We start from the raw sequence: 16,304 nt of genomic DNA on the forward strand, positions 1-16,304 counted from the left end.
TCATACTGAAACAGAAATTCCGGTCTGTACAGATGCGAGGTCAAAGAGCCCCATTTCCCCATGCAGGCAGCTGTTGGGAAGGGCATAATGGCTCAGTGGACTTGCTGCATTGGCCCAGGAGTTCATCTTGATACTTTTGAACTCTCCTCTATAGCCCAGCTGTCTCAGTCTGCGGTGTAGCCTGCACGGCTTTTTCCACAGCTTCAACTGAACAGCACGCAGCCGTCTTCTGATCCACCTCATCAGCCGAGAAAACTCACCCTTGCAGTTCGCTATCCGAAAGTAGTTGGCAAAACCCCTCAGCAACCGGTTGAGGTCGGCTATCACCTTCTCAAGGTTCACCGGGGAGTTACGCCGGGTCATCGCCTTGACCTTTGCCTTGAAGGCCCTCACCTTGCCTCGCTGTATTCGGGTCATCACGGAGTGGATACAAACTCCAAGAAATTTAATCCCTTTGAGGCTGTGGCTTATATGGGTCTTTTCCTGGTTGACGGTCAACAGCAGTTCTTCTTCAAGATAACGACTGGCCTGGTTCAGTGCATTTTCGGCTGCGCTCTTTGACTGGCACAGGATCAGGATGTCGTCCGCATAGCGGACGATGCGGTGGCCACGATTCTTCATAAACTGATCGAAGGAATCAAGGTATACGTTGGCAATCAACGGGCTGATAACTCCGCCCTGCGGACTGCCGACCTCGCTGGCCTGCCAACCATCTCCTGTCAGAACACCGCTTTTCAAAAACTTCTCCAGCAGACCAAGAATACTTCCATCGCTGACCCGGCGACGGAACGAGGCAAGGATCAGGTCATGGTTCAACGTGTCGAAGCATTTCGACAGATCCATGTCCACTACCCATTTCCGCTCGTACGTCCGGATGAACATCGTGGCTTTGCTGATTGCCTGGTGACAACTCCGACCAGGACGGTAGCCGTAGCTCGACGGATGGAAATCGCGGTCAAATATTGGTTGAAGTATATCCAGCAGGGCCTGCTGTACCACACGGTCACGGACTGCAGGTATGCCGAGTAGCCGTTTCCCGCCGTTCGGCTTCGGGATCTCCACCCGTCGCACGGCCAGCGGCTGGTAGCTCTTGTCCTGCAGTTCCGTCAGGAGATGATCGATATTGGTCGCAAGTGATCCGGCAAAATCATCGATGGACTGGCCGTCTATACCGGCAGCTCCTTTCGAGGATTTCACCTTGTAGAATGCCTTGACCAGGTTCTCCCGGCTCAGCATTCGATCATATAGGCTGTACCAGACGTCAACCATGCTCCTGTCCTGCGTTTCCCTTCCTCTATTTCCACGTGGAGACTTCGGTTCTTCAATGGGCGCGACCGCTTTCTATCCTCATGGGCAATATACGATCAACACTCCCATCTACTCCGATGAACGGCCAAAATCGGCAGAGGACCTGTCACGGCATACCGCCGATAGCGTGCCCCGTCCCGTCGGACGGCTTGTGTTCAGTCTGCCAGGTGTCCATAGATTCCGGAAAACCTTCAAATAAACTTCATCCCTTCGCAACAGATATGGCTTTTGGCTCATAACTGCCCCCAACGAACCAGGCCGTTGGGTCATCCCGGTTTTATCCTCCACACTGTTACCAGGCTTCACAGGCCGGAATTTCATCACTACTACGGAATCATCTGCCACCTCACACCGCTTCGATCCGCCTTGGATTTCTCCTTGTGCTTCTCTTTTTCCGCTTAATGCGGAAACAGTGCAAGGCTTCCCCGGTTAAGGCGAACTCCCTGTGAGCGACCACATCCTCAATCACGTATCAGGACTGACCAGGTATCGGGCTTCGCGCTATTTAGGACGCTTACCCTCCTGATACGCCGAATCAGGTTCGCTTGCGCTATGTGCCGCTCACTTCCTATCGCTTCCTTCAGACCCTGCCGTTACCAGCAACGCCCTTACGATTCGGATTGTCTTCCCCCTGGTCAGGGTGACGCCTGCTTAACACAGGCTGGGTTTGCCCGCCATGCCGGGCAAACTAAAAAAAGCCCGCGCATTTATTGCGCGGGCTTCGTCCCTTTTGGTAAGCCTTACCAAAGTTTACCAGCAGAAAAACTCAACAATTAAAACCTTTGAGGCCACAAATCGTTGTGGCCTCAAGGTGATGTGTCGTAAATGGTCGGGAAGAGAGGATTCGAACCTCCGACCCCAGCGTCCCGAACGCTGTAAAATTTCTATGTATAAGGGAAGTTACCGCACTTGTACGCAAAAATAGACGGAAAAAAGTTTTCATAGTTTGTCGAAAAAACAGTTCATAGAATACCTTCCTTGTATGGCCAGCAGGCTTTTGTTATTGCTTTTTCGTATCTCCGAGTGGACAAGGCACGAACTGGAGGCCAGACCTGAAAAACTCCATTTCCGAGACCGTCGAGACATTCTTATATCAAATTTATACCTAATTGTAACGTCCCGCTTGATTATATTCCCTCCTTTCAGGGTGATGGCTGGACTTTCACCAGCTAGCTCGTTAACATGCCGGTCACACGTGGCTGGCTTCGCTACGCACAATCTAACCTTATTCGTTAGGCCATATGGTTTACCAAGAATCCAAAATAATATTTTCGTCTCCTTTCTAAAAATGGGATACTTAATTCACTACATAATTCGAAACATTCTTTATCAATACCTCCAGGTTCACCATCGGTAAGAAATACACACCTTTTATTATAAGGAACCATATTGATTAACTCTGGAATGTGTTCTGAGTCCCACCGTTGTCCCGAACCTCCTTCCCCCCAACTATCTCCTCGATGAAAATAAAAACTCAGCTCCACATCTAATTTCTGTTAGGTAACCCCCCGGCTTTGCCGGGGGTTACCTAACAGAAATTAGCGTGATCATCAGGTGGCTCCATTACGGCGATCATCGGGTGGCCCGATTAAGGTGATCATGAAGTGGCTCTATATGGAGTGTCATTAACACTGGGTGACGGACATCCCGATCAGCGGGGAAAACGCCTTTGACAGGAGTTTAACCGCTAACCCCCGGATCAGCAAAAATACCATTTAATATCAACATGATAGCTACGGCCAACCCGTAGGCCCCTTCCGTTTTACGTTTCCAGCCAATAATTTTTTCGAAAAAACCATCTGATAAATATTTTTTCTTGATCACGTAGGCCCCTACTCGTATAATATCCGTATGGCGCATATACATAAGAAAATTAAAAAGGGGCGACCCTACTACTACATCAGGGAAACCGCCAGGGTTAACGGCAAGCCCAGGGTGATCAACCAGGTCTACCTGGGCTCACCCGAGCGGATCATGAAAATGGCCGCGGGCGAGCTGTCAGGTCCGGATAGAATCCAGATCCAGGAGTTTGGCGCGCTCTGGCTGGCCAACCTGATGGACAGCGAGGTCGATATTGCCGGTATCGTCGATTCCGTTGTCCCAAGGTCCGCGCGGGAGAAAGGCCCCAGTGTAGGTGAATATTTTTTGTATGGCGTCCTGAACAGGATGGTTGACCCTCGCTCCAAAAGGGCGCTGCCCGAATGGTATTCATCAACCGCTGTTCAGCATATCCGGCCAGTGGACATAAACGCCCTTACCTCGCAGAGATTTTGGAAGAAATGGGACCGGGTCGATGCGAATCAGCTGCGGGAGATCGCCAGCCGATTTTTTCAACGTATTGCGGAGCTGGAACCTGGCACATCTGACTGTTTCCTGTTCGATACGACGAACTACTACACGTTCATGGCGAGTGATACTCCTTCCGATCTTGCCCGGCGCGGCAAGAACAAGGAAGGCAGAAACTGGTTGCGCCAGGTTGGCGTTGCCCTGCTGGTGTCCAGGAAAAGCAAGTTGCCCCTGTACTATCGCGAATACGAGGGAAATCGCCATGACTCAAAACTGTTTCTGCGGGTTATGGAGGAGCTGTTTTCGGTCATGAATACGCTCTCCGGGCGGGAGAGCGACATGACCCTGGTTATTGACAAGGGCATGAACAGTGAAGAGAATTTTGCCTTGATTGATGCCAATCCCCATGTGCATTTCATCACCACCTATTCCACCTATTATGCCGAAGACCTGATTCACGTTGATCTCAACAAGTTTCAGCCGGTTGATACGGACAAAAACCGGGTGTTGCGTGAACAAGGTCGCGAGGATGACCAGCTGGTAGCGTGGCGGACAAGCGGTGCGTATTGGGGCCAGGACAGGACAGTGGTGGTCACCTATAATCCCAGGACCGCCACCAGGCAGCGTTACGGTTTTGAGAAAAAGCTCCTGCGGCTTGGGGAAGAGCTTGCCCTGATGCGGGCCAAGGTCAATGGCGGGGAACGGAACTGGCGTAACAGAGACCGGGTTTGGCGGCGGTATGTTGAGCTTTGTGCAGGTCTTCATCTGCCGGACAACCTGTACAAGATGGAGCTGTATTTTGACAATGGACGGTTGCGCATGTCCTGTCGCAAGAATCATTACCGGATAAGCCGTTATATTGACCGGTTCGGCAAGAATATTCTTATCACCGACAACACATCCTGGACAACCGACGAGATAGTTCGAGCCAGTCTTGACCGGTACGGCGTGGAAAGTAATTTTCGGCAGAGTAAGGATACTGGCCTGGTCAGCCTGATGCCGTTACGGCACTGGACCGACAGCAAGATTCGGTGCCATATTTTTACCTGCATTGTTGCGTTGACCTATCTCCGCAGGATTGAGCTGATGGCACGTCGTGCCGGATTAGAGATGAGCTCAGCAACCATCATGGATACCATGCACAGGCTTCACTCCTGTCTGGTGTGGAACAAGGGGAGGAGAAAACCGGAGCGACTGCTTGAGGAACCGAGCGTGAAACAGGCAGCCATTCTGAAGGCGTTCGGGTATTACATTGACGGTGGGGTCTTACAAAGGGCCGGAGAGTAACTTTTTGTTTTTACAAGTTTATGCTGGAGTGTCGGTTTTTATCGGTTAAACTCCTGTTTGACATCATGCGTGCCGGCCGTGCCCAGTGGCGGATCGAGAATGAAACATTCAATACTTTGAAAAACCAGGGCTACCACCTGGAGCACAACTATGGACTCGGCAAGAAGCACTTGAGCGCTGTTTTTGCCCATCTGATGCTACTGGCCTTCCTGATAGATCAGGTTCAGCAGATGTGTTGTCCGCTGTTCCAGGCGGCCGGCCAAAATATAGAAACGAGACGGTACCTCTGGGAACGAATTCGCGGCTACTTCAACGACTATCTTGCCCCGTCAAGGGAGCTGATTCTCCACTGTATCGTCAACGGCGTCCGCAAGCCGAAACTGGAGTTCCAATGGAAGTGAGGCGTGGCTCGAAAAAATCAGGTTGTAAAAGAACGTATCCTTGCGGACAACATCCGGAAGGATGACTGGAGAAGTACGTCAAAAATTCGGTTTTTTCTCCGGGAAAAGCGCCTTCCCTGTCGTTTCATGCCGAAAATCGACAGGAAACGTAGACAACAGGGTTAAAAGTTCGGCTCTTCGTCATTTCATGTGGATTTCAGCAGGTTCTGTAACGGAGCAGCGAGAAGGTAGATGATGGTAATGAATGTCTCATCGTTTCGGTATCCACGAGCCCGCACCTTGGCGGCCTGGAATATTCCGTTGAGGGCCTCTATGCGTCCATTGCTATGTTCTGATATCCATCTGGCAAGAATCTCCTCCCGGTACTTTTCCACTGTGCGCAGCGCCTTTCTGACCGGAGCCAACAGTTTTTTGTCATCGCAAAGCTCATTGGCCAGATTCAAAAACCAGGTCAGCCGCCATCTGGCCGCCCGCAGATTCGTTGCTCGGCGAACCCAGCGCAGTAGCTCTTTGATGCGCCAGGCTTCGGCTGTGTGCAGGTCCATGGCCTCAAGCTCTGCCAGCGCATCAAGCTGCTTTTCCGTGAGGTCGCTTTCCGCTGCCTTGAGAGTAGCCCATCTCGCAGCCCGGGGCATGCGTACTTCCTTTGCTTCCTTGCGGCGCACCTCGTCCACTGCCTTGCTGAACAGCTGGACCACATGGAACCAGTCCACCGTAATATTGCTGTTGACGAAGTGGGTCTTTATGCCGGAGATGAAGGCTCCGGACATGTCAGAGACCACCTCGACCACATTCTCCGCCTTTCCCTGGTGGTCGGCCAGAAACCGCTTGAATGCCTTCAGTGTCTTTTTGCCCTTGCCGGGAGTGGCAAAGACTACCGGTTTTTCCTTGCGGTCCAAGTCGATGAACACGGTGATGTAACGATGACCGCGACGGGATTTGGTTTCATCCAGGCTGAAGGCTTTCAGGCCGCTCAAGTCCATCCGGGCCAGGGCCTGGTTGACATAGTGACGGATGATCCGCCACAACCGCTTGTCTTTCATCTCCAGAATCCGAGCGGCGGTGAGTACCGGCATATCACGGACAAATACCATGGCCGCCTGCTCGAAAAGCAGGGTAAACTTGCTGCCTTTGCGAGCCCAGGGAACGGTAATCTGTTTCACGCCATGGTGTTCACAACGAATCCTGGGGACAGGGGCGGTGATGTAACAGTGATGTTGGAAAAAATTCAGATGCCGCCATGTCTTCACCTTGAAATCATGAGCCTTGCACATGGCTCCACAGACAGGGCAAGGATACTTCGCCCCTCGGTCGGCCTTGATGGTAAGGCGCAGTTCATGGGGAACCTTCTCCGTGTCCAGAATCTGTCCCTTGATTTCCCAGGGGGCTTCCAGGCCAAGTCCAAGACTGATAACGTCACGACTGTTCATCCTGACACCTCCGACGTTTCGAGTGGATTTGGTCACAAAATATACCAAATCCACTCAAAACGTCGAGGAGCCAAAAGTTCTCAAATGGTCCTGTTCGCTGGTTGAGCAGGGGCCAAATCGGGAACTGCTGCAGGTTATTCAGAAGGTACAGACATCCACAACTGATCATCCTCCACAGTGTCGTCTGCGGTAGCAGGTATAGCAGAGACGGCTTCTTTCATTTCCTTTTTTGGCAGTATGGAGCTTCCAATATTTTTTAATAGCGCCCTATAATTGTTATATGTTAGGTCAAAAATTGAATGCAACTCATCCTTTGTCAGATTTTCTTCAAGCTTTGAGTTCTTCAAACAGTGATCCGCCTTAATGCTGTTATATAAACTCGAAAAGATCTGCCTTTGACACTTGTATCGTTCTTGTGAGATATTTTTATTCAATATACTATTTGTTGGATTCCATATTTCTAAGATAAGATATTTATATTTTGGCCACTGATCCGGCTGCATCTCTCCACGATAAACAACATTTCGAAAGGTACTTGGTGTCTTAACAATTTTCCAATCAGCAATTTCTCCTTGAAAATCACCAGTAAAAACACTAACTAATTTTCGAAATTGACTCGAAGTTTTTGGCGTGAAAAAGTCGTTAATCTGGCCGATATATTCATCAAAAGTGCTATCAGTATCTAAAGCGTTTTGAGAAATTTTATCTAATTTTGTATTTGTTTTATCAAGTTCAGTAAAAAATGCACAGATAAGAGCACTCTGAAAGGCTACGGTAGTCAGCACATTTTCATAGAGATCGTTTAGCCAGAAAACAATTTGCTCTAAAAGGTCATCGCCTTTTTTCAGCTTTCTTTTATCTGTTACATTTTTAAAAAATAAACTAGCCCTTTCTCGCTGGAAACTCTCAAGACTTTTTTGAATTCTTTCGGCCGTAGCATCTAGTCTTTTTGCAATAGCTTCTATTTTTGGAACATCGGTAGAAAACTCCCTATTCTTCAACTTCGTCTTCAAATTTTTACGATGTTCATAAAAAACTCTGCTCATGCCCTGTCCTTCAAAAAGGATCGGCTTCAGGGTCCGATCCTCATGGACTTCAAGTTTTGTTTCAAGGTCTAGAACTGCACTGCTATGTACCAAAAATGGTCTAAATTGCTCATAGCAGGCAATGATAAAATTTCCATAACGATGCATGAAACTTTTCTGCAGGGTTTCAGCTGTCGACTGAGAAAAATTATCCCTTGTTGTTATGTTTGCAACATCAGCTCCTAATAAATTTCTTCCATCAAGACGCTCCATGCAAACATAGGAATTAAGATCTTTCCTATTAGAAAACTTTCCCGTACGCGGCGCGATCCCGCTAACATATCCATCATTTAGCATTAGGTGCTCAATAATATAATAAATATGATTAACCCCAGTAAGAGCTATAGGACTCTGGATTTTTACTTTATCCCTGAACTGATCAAGCTCAACATTGAAAATCCTTAAAGAAAATCTGGAACGATCGTCCTTATTTTTTATTTCAGAAAGTGTAGCTCTTAAAAAATAGGCTATTAAATCTTTATCATCCAGTAAAATATTTCTCGAATTAGATACTTTCCTAGCTGTCTTATTTAATGTTAAAAAAATAGATCTTGCGGCCTTCTTAAGATCAAACTCTCCTGAATATCTTTCATCAAGTGTTGGGAATGTGCATAACATCACAGGAAGATTTATCTCTTTTAATGAAAATTTCTGTATGTATTTTTGCGTCCATTCTGAATAGTACTCTTTAAAAGGGGCGCGCTTTTCATCTGACCATCTTTCTTTCAAATTCCTATATAACGCTAATAATGCCATTGCCCTATGTTGACCATCGACAATTACTAGCCTTGTTTTCTTTGTATTTAACCTAAGCCTCACTTTATCGTGCTTCAATAATTTTCCACTTAAAATAGGTTGCTCAAACTCAAAAACCTCCTGGCCAACATTACCTGATCTCAAAATATATCTACCTGGTTTTCCATTTTTACCTTCAACCTGAAATTCATCGACAAAAGGATATTTGTCTGCAGGCTTATTCTCATTTTCTTCTGCAGGTAACACGACAACAACAATAGGAGGAAATAACTTTATCAAATCTCTTGATTTTTCATCAAGAAGATAAGGGATAAGCTCTGATGATACGCGAGCATCATCTATGTCACGCTGCATAATTTCATCAAATCCCAACGACTCAAATGTAAAAATTTCACGAACAGGCGCAAGATGATCGAGAAGAGCTTCTGCAGAACCAGTTGAAAAATCTAAGCCAACGTGTGTTAGCAAGTACTTAACCTCAATAGAATGTTGATCATCAAGGCCCGAGCCAACTTGAAAGCTGCCAGTTGTGCCAGATAAGGTCAAATCAAGCGCTGACTCCTCTTGAAGTTCAAGAACATCTTCCATTTAATTTCTCCCCAACAAAGGATATTGAATTCTATTTAAAATATTTTCTATATCGATATATGGGCGATCTTCCCCAGCTATCTGCTTGATTGTTACAAAAAGCCTTGATGGAGGAATAGCCCTTTTTTTTATCTGCCAAGCAAAATTATGATCCCGTACGTCTTTTGTACCAACACCAGTTATCTGTTTCAGGCCAACAAGATTATTCTCTGAAAAATATTTTTCAATCAAACGTTTATGTTTTGTAACTCTCTGCCTGATATTCTCAGACATACCAATATAAATTGGACTTGCAAAATCAGGGGCGGATTTCTCAATAATATCTTTTATTGTTTTTAGTCGAATAGGGTTTTCAACTATTCTTAAAATAAGTGCTTCAGAAAGTCTTTGCTTATGATTTATCTTTCCGCTGAACTCCGGTTTAAGAGGACCTTTAATTGAAACCAGATATGGCTCCTCAACAAAATAATTAAAAATGAATTTTTCAAGAAATTCTTCTATTTCTTTTTTTGCATCTATATCATACCCGTCTTCTTTCTTCTTTCTAACCAGCTTGATAGTTTGTTCCAGATCAAAATTCGTTATCTCTGGAGCATAGTACCATGCGTATATTCCTGGCCCATTAGGGATTTCATGAATTTCAGTCCAGTTAAATCGATTCATAACGATACGTTACCAGCCCGTTGAAAAACTCTCGTTTTCTCGCAAAGTGATTGAACCCATCGGTTGATCGGTTAAAATGCCGAAAAACGTTGTCATACAAAGGAGTTCCGATGGCCATAGGCAAACGAAACAAGCCTAAACAGAAACCGCACTGGATAGCGGCCATAACCTAGCGCCCAGGAGCGGACACCTTTTTTATACCCGCCTGAACCAGCTTCTCGAGAAAGATGGTTTCGATACATGGCTTGAGGAGGAGTGCGCCCCATATGTTGCCAAGGGTGGAGACCCTTCCATTCCTCCCGGTGTTTATTTCCGGATGCTCTTTGTCGGTTACCTCTGAAGGGTTCCAGTCTGAGCGGTCCATTGCCTGGCATTGCGCCGACCGGATGTCGCTGAAAGAGTTTCTCGGCTGTCAGCTGCACGAAAAGACTCCTGATCATTCCAGCTTCACGGTCTGGCGGAAACGGTTGCCTCTGGATCTTTACCGGTCTTTCAGCGCATCCTTGGCCTGGTGCACCGGCATGGCCTTGTCGAAGTGTATGCCGCAGGAGTGGATTCATCAACCATCGAAGCCAATGCGTCTCTGCGCCGCAAAGACAGCGATGCTTCCTACAGGGAATACGTCAAGGAGCTGATGCGCGAGGCCGGCGAGGACCCCACAGGCTCTGCTGCCGTTGTACGTTTCGACAAGAAGAGGCCCAATAAAACACTTTCCAACCGGGACTGGCAGTCGGAGACCGACCCAGATGCCCGCATCACCAGGATGAAGGACGGTACGACCCTTCTGGCCTATAAATCCGAATATGCGGTCGACCTGAAGACCGGGGCACATCAATACCAGCCAACACCTTACCACCTAAATTCCTGATCGAGAGAGCAAACAGAGGCGGCGCTGGCATGGATACCAGGTTGCCTGCCGTGAGTTTCACAAGAATCGTCGCCGCACCCGTGGCAAGGAGTGCAAACGTCTTGGCCGGATGACTGTCCGCGGTTTGGAGAACATGACCAAGAAGCGGTATCTGATCCACGCCGCCGCGTACAATCTCGGTCTGATAATGCATGCTCTTTTCGGCAACGGTACCCCGAAAGGGATGGCCGATGTCCTGGCGCGGCTTGTTTTTGCACTTTTCGATCTCTCGGCGGCCATTTTCAGGCTAACAACGGTTCTTTTCCGCTTCCTTGAGTTGTTCTGGCTGCGAGTGCCGGTTTCGCCAAAATCTTCTGATGCCGGGTGATCCACGTTGCGAAATTAAATATTTTCAACGGGCTGTTTACGGGAACTAGCTCACAAACTACAAACCAAACATCCTTGATCGTCAGGTTCCCCTTCTTCTAATAAGATCTCCTGCCAGCTTCTACCATCCTCATCTTTTCTTCGTTTGGTGGCTAGGTCAACAATTTCTTTCCTACGCTCTAAAAGCTGACTAAGGCTCATTCCTTCAATCCAAGAATATCCTTCTCCTGTATTAGGATTAAATTTTTCCAGTTCCATTGCCTTGTTAAACAAATCAGGATGGTTATCATAGAGACCAAGCCACTCTTCCTGACGCTGAAAAAAACAGAAATAGCATCCGGATCGACTCCTCCACTTATAATATTCTGGTACGCCTATCGTTTCATCGAGAATCCGGAATACATCCTTACGAGTAATCTCATCATGAATGAAGGGAAAGACGGGGTGGATATTTGGCTTGGTGGAAATATATCCTTCCCTATGTTCATCGGCCCTAATAGCTACATAACTCATAACTTCATCAGTACCTACGAACTTCTCAAAGGGCTCAAGCTTCATTTTGACTGTACACCAGCGCTGCTTAGGAGAAGGTAGCATACCTCCTACCATGAAAAGATGGTGCTCGAAAGGAGCCTCACTGCCTATACGATCTATCTTTTTGCCAAGATATGCCTCAAGTCGGTCTATAAAATCGTAGGTCTCGGGAAGTTCACAGCCAGTATCCGAGAAATAATACTCCATCTCGGGTACTCGACCCTGCTGCTTGAGATAGATAGCTAAGGCAGCACTATCCTTTCCGCCAGAGATACCGCAGACATGCCGGACTGTTTTTTCTTTACTCATTGATTGCCTCAATGTCTGACTTGAAATCCTTTTTCTTTGACTCTATTTTCTTATCTAGAAATTCATCAACAAGGTCTGCAAGTAAGGCTAGACGAGACGTTTCGTTGTCTAAGCTTTCTAAAAGACGCTGAAACTTAATTTTGTTATTCTGAATGTATTTCTTAGTGGAATCATCAATCCAAACAATTTCTTCATGCTCTGTTTTGCCATGCCGCATGGAACGTAGGCGAATCACTTCAAAGCCATCACTAAACCTGGCATTTGCTTTCATATACTGATCCTGCAACACACGAAGATCAATGAGGCGGCGAGAGAGTTCTTCAAGCTTTTTTACAGCCCCATCGCGGTCAACATCACGCCACTTATCTGAAGCGCGGCCCCGAGAAAGAGCAGTAGCCTGCTAAACCAAAGCTCATCACTACCCTTATCGTCTGCCAAATGCTCGATAAAAGGCCGTAAACCTTTTACATCTACCGTGTATTGGCTCAAATCCTCATAGCGAGCGCAGGCCTTCTGCCGCAGGGTCTTTAACTCCATGCCCTTCTTTATATCTGGGAAGAGAGCTTGGGCCATGATATCCTGGAAGTCGGCGATCATCTTGCCGTATGCATCGCGGAGTTCCCTAATAACCTCGACTAACGCTGCAGCAAAACCTTCTATTTTTTTGCCGTCTGACTCGTCAGGATCAATGGCTGAATATCCGCAAGCCATTGGCAGTCTAACAAAAAGAAGATCCATGGGTGATTTGGCTAACTCAAAGGCTTTTCTTGTCTTCCGGCTCGCATCTGAAAGACGGTTGGTCTGTTTTGTATACTCAGGCAATTTTGCCATAAACTGAGCAAGTGGCTTGGCAATAGCAAGAAGTGAGACCTTTTGCGCTGCATTTTCTCCATAAAGTACCTTGATATATTGCTGAAAGAGTGAAGCGCGAATGCCGTGCATCCTAATGCGTTGGACCGTAAAATAATCCGGCCGCTTCATGAAGCGTTCAATATGCTGGTCACTGATGTATGGCGTATAGACCTTGTTCTCATATAGGGCTAGCTCTTCTTGATTGCAAAGAAAGACACTGAGATAAAACAGGGGCAAAACCCCAGCTTTAACACCATAAGGCGGTGCCTGCAAAACCTCATTGAGTTCAGCAAAGGAGCGAGGTGTGTCTTTGGTGCTTTCCAAGAAAGCATCTATTTTCTGCCAGACAGGAAAAAAATTATACGGATTATCTTCTGCCGGAGGCACGAGTTGCCACTTTCCCTCGCTTACCTCCTGATGCAGGCCTGTAGCATGCAGAAAGGCCCGATAGATACCTTTTTCTGCAGGGAATTTTTTAATGCCAAGATCCGGTTTGTCAGCATGGTGGACCATGGCCATAACCAATTTGTTGCGAGCTGCTGAGGCTTGAGCTGATGGTTTATCTCTATTGATAAGCTCATTATAAATCCGCGGCGACTGATCGTAAATTTTATCTAAGATTGAAGAGAGTTCTTGTTGAAAATCTCGTTTATTGGCAATAGTAATTTCTTCAGCATGCCAAAACCACTGAGCATTTTCTGGATATTCCACAAGGCTATGGAGTAATTCATCTTCAAGGCGCCGTGCCGCCGCCAGCCTATCTTTGAACTCACGCTGAGCAACAGGATCTGCCTGAAGGTCGGGACAATTCTGCTCAACCCGATGTAAGGCTAGCACCTCTGCAACCGCCTCACGAAGTTGGGTGCCATTAGGACAGAGTGCGACTAGATCCAATCTTTCGAAATAAGGCACTACTTCTTGTCGGGCCATTTCTAGATCGTCAACAGATTCCACTAGGCAGAAGATAATACGCTGCTGGCCTGCCTGCTTTGGCTCTTTCTGATAATTCGTAAGATCAACAAAAACAGGGATAAAATAGCGCAAGGCTCCTGTCTTGATAGTATGGCGCCTAGCAACAATGGGCAGCAGCGGCTTACGACTGTTGATTGCCGCCGGCAGATCAAATCTGCCTAGCTGGCCAAGTTCGTCCTGCACTGCTGCATCTAGGTCAAAATCGCTGCCCTGCCATACCCGGTACTCATTGCTGAACTTCCGAAACTGGAGGACACAGCGTTCAATAAGGGCATTGGCAGCCATGGTTGCCGCTTTCTTGCTAGTTGTGCAGAGGCTGACAATATTTTTTGATGCCTTGAATCCCCCTGGGCACCAATAATATTTAGCAGACCTATGGTCTTGAGCAGCTTGAAATGCATGGACGGAGCATCTCCAAGACGCTCAATGGCAGTGACCACCTCTGCCCAGCGCCTATGGGTTGTAGGATCAGTAAGGACAGCAGGCTGATTTAGGATGAAGTAATCAAAAATTTCCCAAGGCATGACCCAATCGCCAACTTTCTGTAGACGGGTGAGGCTGTCGCGTAGCCCATGCTGTTCCTTACTGCCTAAATAACTAAAAAGGGTGCGTTCATTCTGGGCCATCTTCTGGCACAGAATAGGAAGGATCAAAACAGTTACAGGGTGTAGCGGATAGCACTGACTGAAAAGATGAGCCGCGGTTTCCTGATCAACGCTACCAGGCAAAGCCCTTTCTTTAGCCAACACCGACGCCATTTTTTTGCATTTTTCAGCAACTGTCTTCTGGTCACTTGTTGGCAGCTTATTAACAAAGGCCCTGCTGATAATACGGAGAGTTTGCTCCGTGGATTCCAGGAATGGAATATTCTCAAAACGCCCTTGAATCTTGCTCCACTCATTTCGAAGGCCCTCGCCAAAACCACGGGCATATTGTTCAAATCCTTGATGCATGAGAGTAAAGACATAGATATTGGCCTTGCGACCAATTGCAGCTGTCTCTGCTAAGGCTTGGAGCAGATAGATATCATTCGCCCCATAATGGCGAGCCTCATATTCGAGAAACTTACCGAGCTCATCAAAGATGATCAGCAAGCCTTTGCCCTTTTTGGCTTCCACGGCATCCCTGACTTCTTCAACAAGGGTCAATATCTCGTGGGTGGTAATATCTTTTTGGGAGGCAGCATCTGTTAATTTGTCAATAATTACCGGCGGACGACCAGGTAAACTTTGCCAAAATCTAATAGCTGCGTCTCGAAGACTTTCCACAAAACGATGACCGAGAGGCTCTGGAGTACCGGTAAGGAGTACGGACAAATAACCCTTAGAGCTTGAAGTATGTCGGTATATATCAACACTTACATCCTCATCTGCATCGCAACAAATTTTTAATGCAGAAATTGTATGTGCGTTGGCAGGATTGCCAAAGAGATGCGCAAGATAAACGGCAAAAGAAGATTTGCCTGAACCATAAGGGCCAATTAAAGCCCATGACCGAGGCATATCCTCTTCATTCAACGTTCTGGCAATACGTTGCAGAGTGATCAACGCCCGGCTCGTAGGGATATAAGCCTTTGTAATTGCCGACGAATCAATATCTCGTTCCAGGTTTATAGAACGGGTATAGACAGTATCGATTTCAATATATTTTTGGACACTCATGCGGCTTTATCATGTTGTTGCAGGGCATTATAATGTTTCTCGAGATATCTGATTGGCTCAACTTCTTGAAGGCGATAAAGTTGATGGATGCCTGCGGTTTCATCAAGCTTAAAAATGCCGGGGAGATAATTGATGAGCTGCTCAACCTTAGCAAGGAGCGCATTTTCGGTCAGGCGAAAAAGAATACCAGGGGCAATATTACCATTACCACCATACATTAAATCTTCGATGGGTATTTCTGATATGCTACGTTTTTGAAAAAGATCAGCTATGGCAAAACCAAGGACGCCAAGAGGCAGGCTATCACGGCGTTCAAGACGGGATTGATAACTCTTGGTTGCAGGTGAGTAGGTAATTAATCGCAGAAGTGAAAGCGGCGAATCAAGGGCCTCTTCAACCGGCGTTTTCATATTGCTCTTTGACTGTACGTAGGTTCGCAAGAGAACAGCACAATCGTTTTTAACCGAGAGCACCGAAAACTTAGCCTTGATGTTCTCTTTAGCAAAATCCACTAAGGCATTAGCTACCTCTTGGCTGGTAAACTCTGGCTTATGAAAAAGATTAAAAAACCAATACCAAGACGTAGCGTGCTCAGGGTTTGTTGCAAGCAACCAATGGAGTAGCCAAATTGTGGCCTCGTCTTCTAAATAGGGATCCTTTCCAGCTTTTTCAGAAAAAAGAAACTCTCCAAGAGGTGTTGTCTCTTTCTTGTCAGGACCAATTACAATAAGCTGGGCAGCCCGAAGCCAATGACGAATGGAGTTGACCATGTTTTTTCCAACACCTAAACGAACAACAGCGTCATCTGCTGAAAAAATACCTTTATTATGCTCAAATTCCTGGAAACCTTTGGTGAGCCAGCCGAAACGTAACGCAAAGGATTCATGACGGCCAAAGGCCACCTGATTTGGTTTAAATTGCATTGAGTCCTCTGTTTT

General features: G+C 46.9%; 15 protein-coding genes and 1 pseudogene. 6 read left to right on the forward strand and 10 right to left on the reverse strand.

Annotated features, from left to right (window positions below; all coding sequences use genetic code 11):
• Positions 1 to 1,269, reverse strand: coding sequence for a group II intron reverse transcriptase/maturase (gene ltrA, locus GF1_RS07860; protein ID WP_267926063.1), 1,269 nt, complete (start codon positions 1,267 to 1,269; stop codon positions 1 to 3).
• A gap of 1,719 nt (positions 1,270 to 2,988) precedes the next feature.
• Complete coding sequence (locus GF1_RS07865; RefSeq protein ID WP_267927355.1) at positions 2,989 to 3,132, reverse strand: hypothetical protein; 144 nt, start codon at positions 3,130 to 3,132, stop codon at positions 2,989 to 2,991.
• 27 nt (positions 3,133 to 3,159) lie between these two features.
• On the opposite strand from GF1_RS07865, the gene GF1_RS07870 reads away from it, so the two are divergent.
• A complete protein-coding gene (locus tag GF1_RS07870; protein ID WP_267927356.1) occupies positions 3,160 to 4,881 on the forward strand; it encodes an IS1634 family transposase in 1,722 nt (573 codons plus the stop codon).
• A gap of 59 nt (positions 4,882 to 4,940) precedes the next feature.
• Positions 4,941 to 5,282, forward strand: a pseudogene (locus GF1_RS07875) (transposase); the annotation flags it as partial.
• 185 nt (positions 5,283 to 5,467) lie between these two features.
• On the opposite strand, the gene GF1_RS07880 reads toward GF1_RS07875, so the two are convergent.
• From GF1_RS07880 to GF1_RS07890, 3 genes are all read right to left on the reverse strand, one after another.
• Positions 5,468 to 6,712: an ISL3 family transposase gene (locus GF1_RS07880; RefSeq protein ID WP_267926041.1), complete on the reverse strand. Its 1,245-nt coding sequence runs from the start codon at positions 6,710 to 6,712 to the stop codon at positions 5,468 to 5,470.
• 134 nt (positions 6,713 to 6,846) lie between these two features.
• Entirely contained in the window at positions 6,847 to 9,141 is a 2,295-nt protein-coding gene (locus GF1_RS07885) for a ParB N-terminal domain-containing protein (RefSeq protein ID WP_267929077.1), read from the reverse strand.
• Positions 9,142 to 9,804: a hypothetical protein gene (locus tag GF1_RS07890; RefSeq protein WP_267929078.1), complete on the reverse strand. Its 663-nt coding sequence runs from the start codon at positions 9,802 to 9,804 to the stop codon at positions 9,142 to 9,144.
• A 151-nt stretch (positions 9,805 to 9,955) separates the two neighbouring features.
• Here GF1_RS07890 and GF1_RS16640 point away from each other — a divergent pair, with 151 nt between their 5' ends.
• From GF1_RS16640 to GF1_RS07900, 4 genes are all read left to right on the forward strand, one after another.
• Positions 9,956 to 10,144 carry a transposase gene (locus tag GF1_RS16640; RefSeq protein ID WP_492226176.1) on the forward strand — a complete coding sequence of 63 codons (189 nt, stop codon included), beginning with the start codon at positions 9,956 to 9,958 and terminating at the stop codon, positions 10,142 to 10,144.
• A complete protein-coding gene (locus tag GF1_RS16455) occupies positions 10,071 to 10,439 on the forward strand; it encodes a transposase (RefSeq protein ID WP_353740433.1) in 369 nt (122 codons plus the stop codon). The genes GF1_RS16640 and GF1_RS16455 overlap by 74 nt, the downstream gene beginning before the upstream one ends.
• Complete coding sequence (locus GF1_RS07895; RefSeq protein ID WP_267929079.1) at positions 10,355 to 10,672, forward strand: hypothetical protein; 318 nt, start codon at positions 10,355 to 10,357, stop codon at positions 10,670 to 10,672. The genes GF1_RS16455 and GF1_RS07895 overlap by 85 nt, the downstream gene beginning before the upstream one ends.
• 133 nt (positions 10,673 to 10,805) lie before the next feature.
• Complete coding sequence (locus tag GF1_RS07900; RefSeq protein ID WP_267929080.1) at positions 10,806 to 11,039, forward strand: hypothetical protein; 234 nt, start codon at positions 10,806 to 10,808, stop codon at positions 11,037 to 11,039.
• Positions 11,040 to 11,089: 50 nt separating this feature from the next.
• Here the strand turns inward: GF1_RS07900 and GF1_RS07905 are convergent, their stop codons facing one another.
• From GF1_RS07905 to GF1_RS07925, 5 genes are read right to left on the reverse strand one after another with little or no spacing between them, the layout of a single operon-like run.
• A complete protein-coding gene (locus tag GF1_RS07905) occupies positions 11,090 to 11,881 on the reverse strand; it encodes a phosphoadenosine phosphosulfate reductase family protein (RefSeq protein WP_267929081.1) in 792 nt (263 codons plus the stop codon).
• Entirely contained in the window at positions 11,874 to 12,152 is a 279-nt protein-coding gene (locus GF1_RS07910) for a hypothetical protein (RefSeq protein WP_267929083.1), read from the reverse strand. Before GF1_RS07910 ends, GF1_RS07905 begins: the two co-directional genes overlap by 8 nt.
• 59 nt (positions 12,153 to 12,211) lie before the next feature.
• The gene (locus tag GF1_RS07915) at positions 12,212 to 13,990 is read right to left on the reverse strand and encodes a hypothetical protein (protein WP_267929085.1); all 1,779 of its coding nucleotides are present in this window, start codon (positions 13,988 to 13,990) and stop codon (positions 12,212 to 12,214) included.
• Complete coding sequence (locus GF1_RS07920; RefSeq protein ID WP_267929086.1) at positions 13,897 to 15,366, reverse strand: hypothetical protein; 1,470 nt, start codon at positions 15,364 to 15,366, stop codon at positions 13,897 to 13,899. The genes GF1_RS07915 and GF1_RS07920 overlap by 94 nt, the downstream gene beginning before the upstream one ends.
• A complete protein-coding gene (locus GF1_RS07925) occupies positions 15,363 to 16,289 on the reverse strand; it encodes a DUF4007 family protein (protein WP_267929087.1) in 927 nt (308 codons plus the stop codon). The genes GF1_RS07920 and GF1_RS07925 overlap by 4 nt, the downstream gene beginning before the upstream one ends.
• Positions 16,290 to 16,304 lie beyond the last annotated feature (15 nt).

It is taken from the genome of Desulfolithobacter dissulfuricans (genome assembly GCF_025998535.1).
Lineage (GTDB): Bacteria > Desulfobacterota > Desulfobulbia > Desulfobulbales > Desulfobulbaceae > Desulfolithobacter > Desulfolithobacter dissulfuricans.

What these genes read in the sequence shown, in the direction of transcription:
- ltrA (WP_267926063.1), bottom strand. Translation starts at nt 1,269, where the DNA reads ATGGTTGACGTCTGGTACAGCCTATATGATCGAATGCTGAGCCGGGAG.
- GF1_RS07870 (WP_267927356.1), top strand. Translation starts at nt 3,160, where the DNA reads ATGGCGCATATACATAAGAAAATTAAAAAGGGGCGACCCTACTACTAC.
- GF1_RS07880 (WP_267926041.1), bottom strand. Translation starts at nt 6,712, where the DNA reads ATGAACAGTCGTGACGTTATCAGTCTTGGACTTGGCCTGGAAGCCCCC.
- GF1_RS07885 (WP_267929077.1), bottom strand. Translation starts at nt 9,141, where the DNA reads ATGGAAGATGTTCTTGAACTTCAAGAGGAGTCAGCGCTTGATTTGACC.
- GF1_RS07890 (WP_267929078.1), bottom strand. Translation starts at nt 9,804, where the DNA reads ATGAATCGATTTAACTGGACTGAAATTCATGAAATCCCTAATGGGCCA.
- GF1_RS16455 (WP_353740433.1), top strand. Translation starts at nt 10,071, where the DNA reads ATGTTGCCAAGGGTGGAGACCCTTCCATTCCTCCCGGTGTTTATTTCC.
- GF1_RS07900 (WP_267929080.1), top strand. Translation starts at nt 10,806, where the DNA reads ATGACCAAGAAGCGGTATCTGATCCACGCCGCCGCGTACAATCTCGGT.
- GF1_RS07905 (WP_267929081.1), bottom strand. Translation starts at nt 11,881, where the DNA reads ATGAGTAAAGAAAAAACAGTCCGGCATGTCTGCGGTATCTCTGGCGGA.
- GF1_RS07910 (WP_267929083.1), bottom strand. Translation starts at nt 12,152, where the DNA reads ATGAAAGCAAATGCCAGGTTTAGTGATGGCTTTGAAGTGATTCGCCTA.
- GF1_RS07915 (WP_267929085.1), bottom strand. Translation starts at nt 13,990, where the DNA reads ATGGCTGCCAATGCCCTTATTGAACGCTGTGTCCTCCAGTTTCGGAAG.
- GF1_RS07920 (WP_267929086.1), bottom strand. Translation starts at nt 15,366, where the DNA reads ATGAGTGTCCAAAAATATATTGAAATCGATACTGTCTATACCCGTTCT.
- GF1_RS07925 (WP_267929087.1), bottom strand. Translation starts at nt 16,289, where the DNA reads ATGCAATTTAAACCAAATCAGGTGGCCTTTGGCCGTCATGAATCCTTT.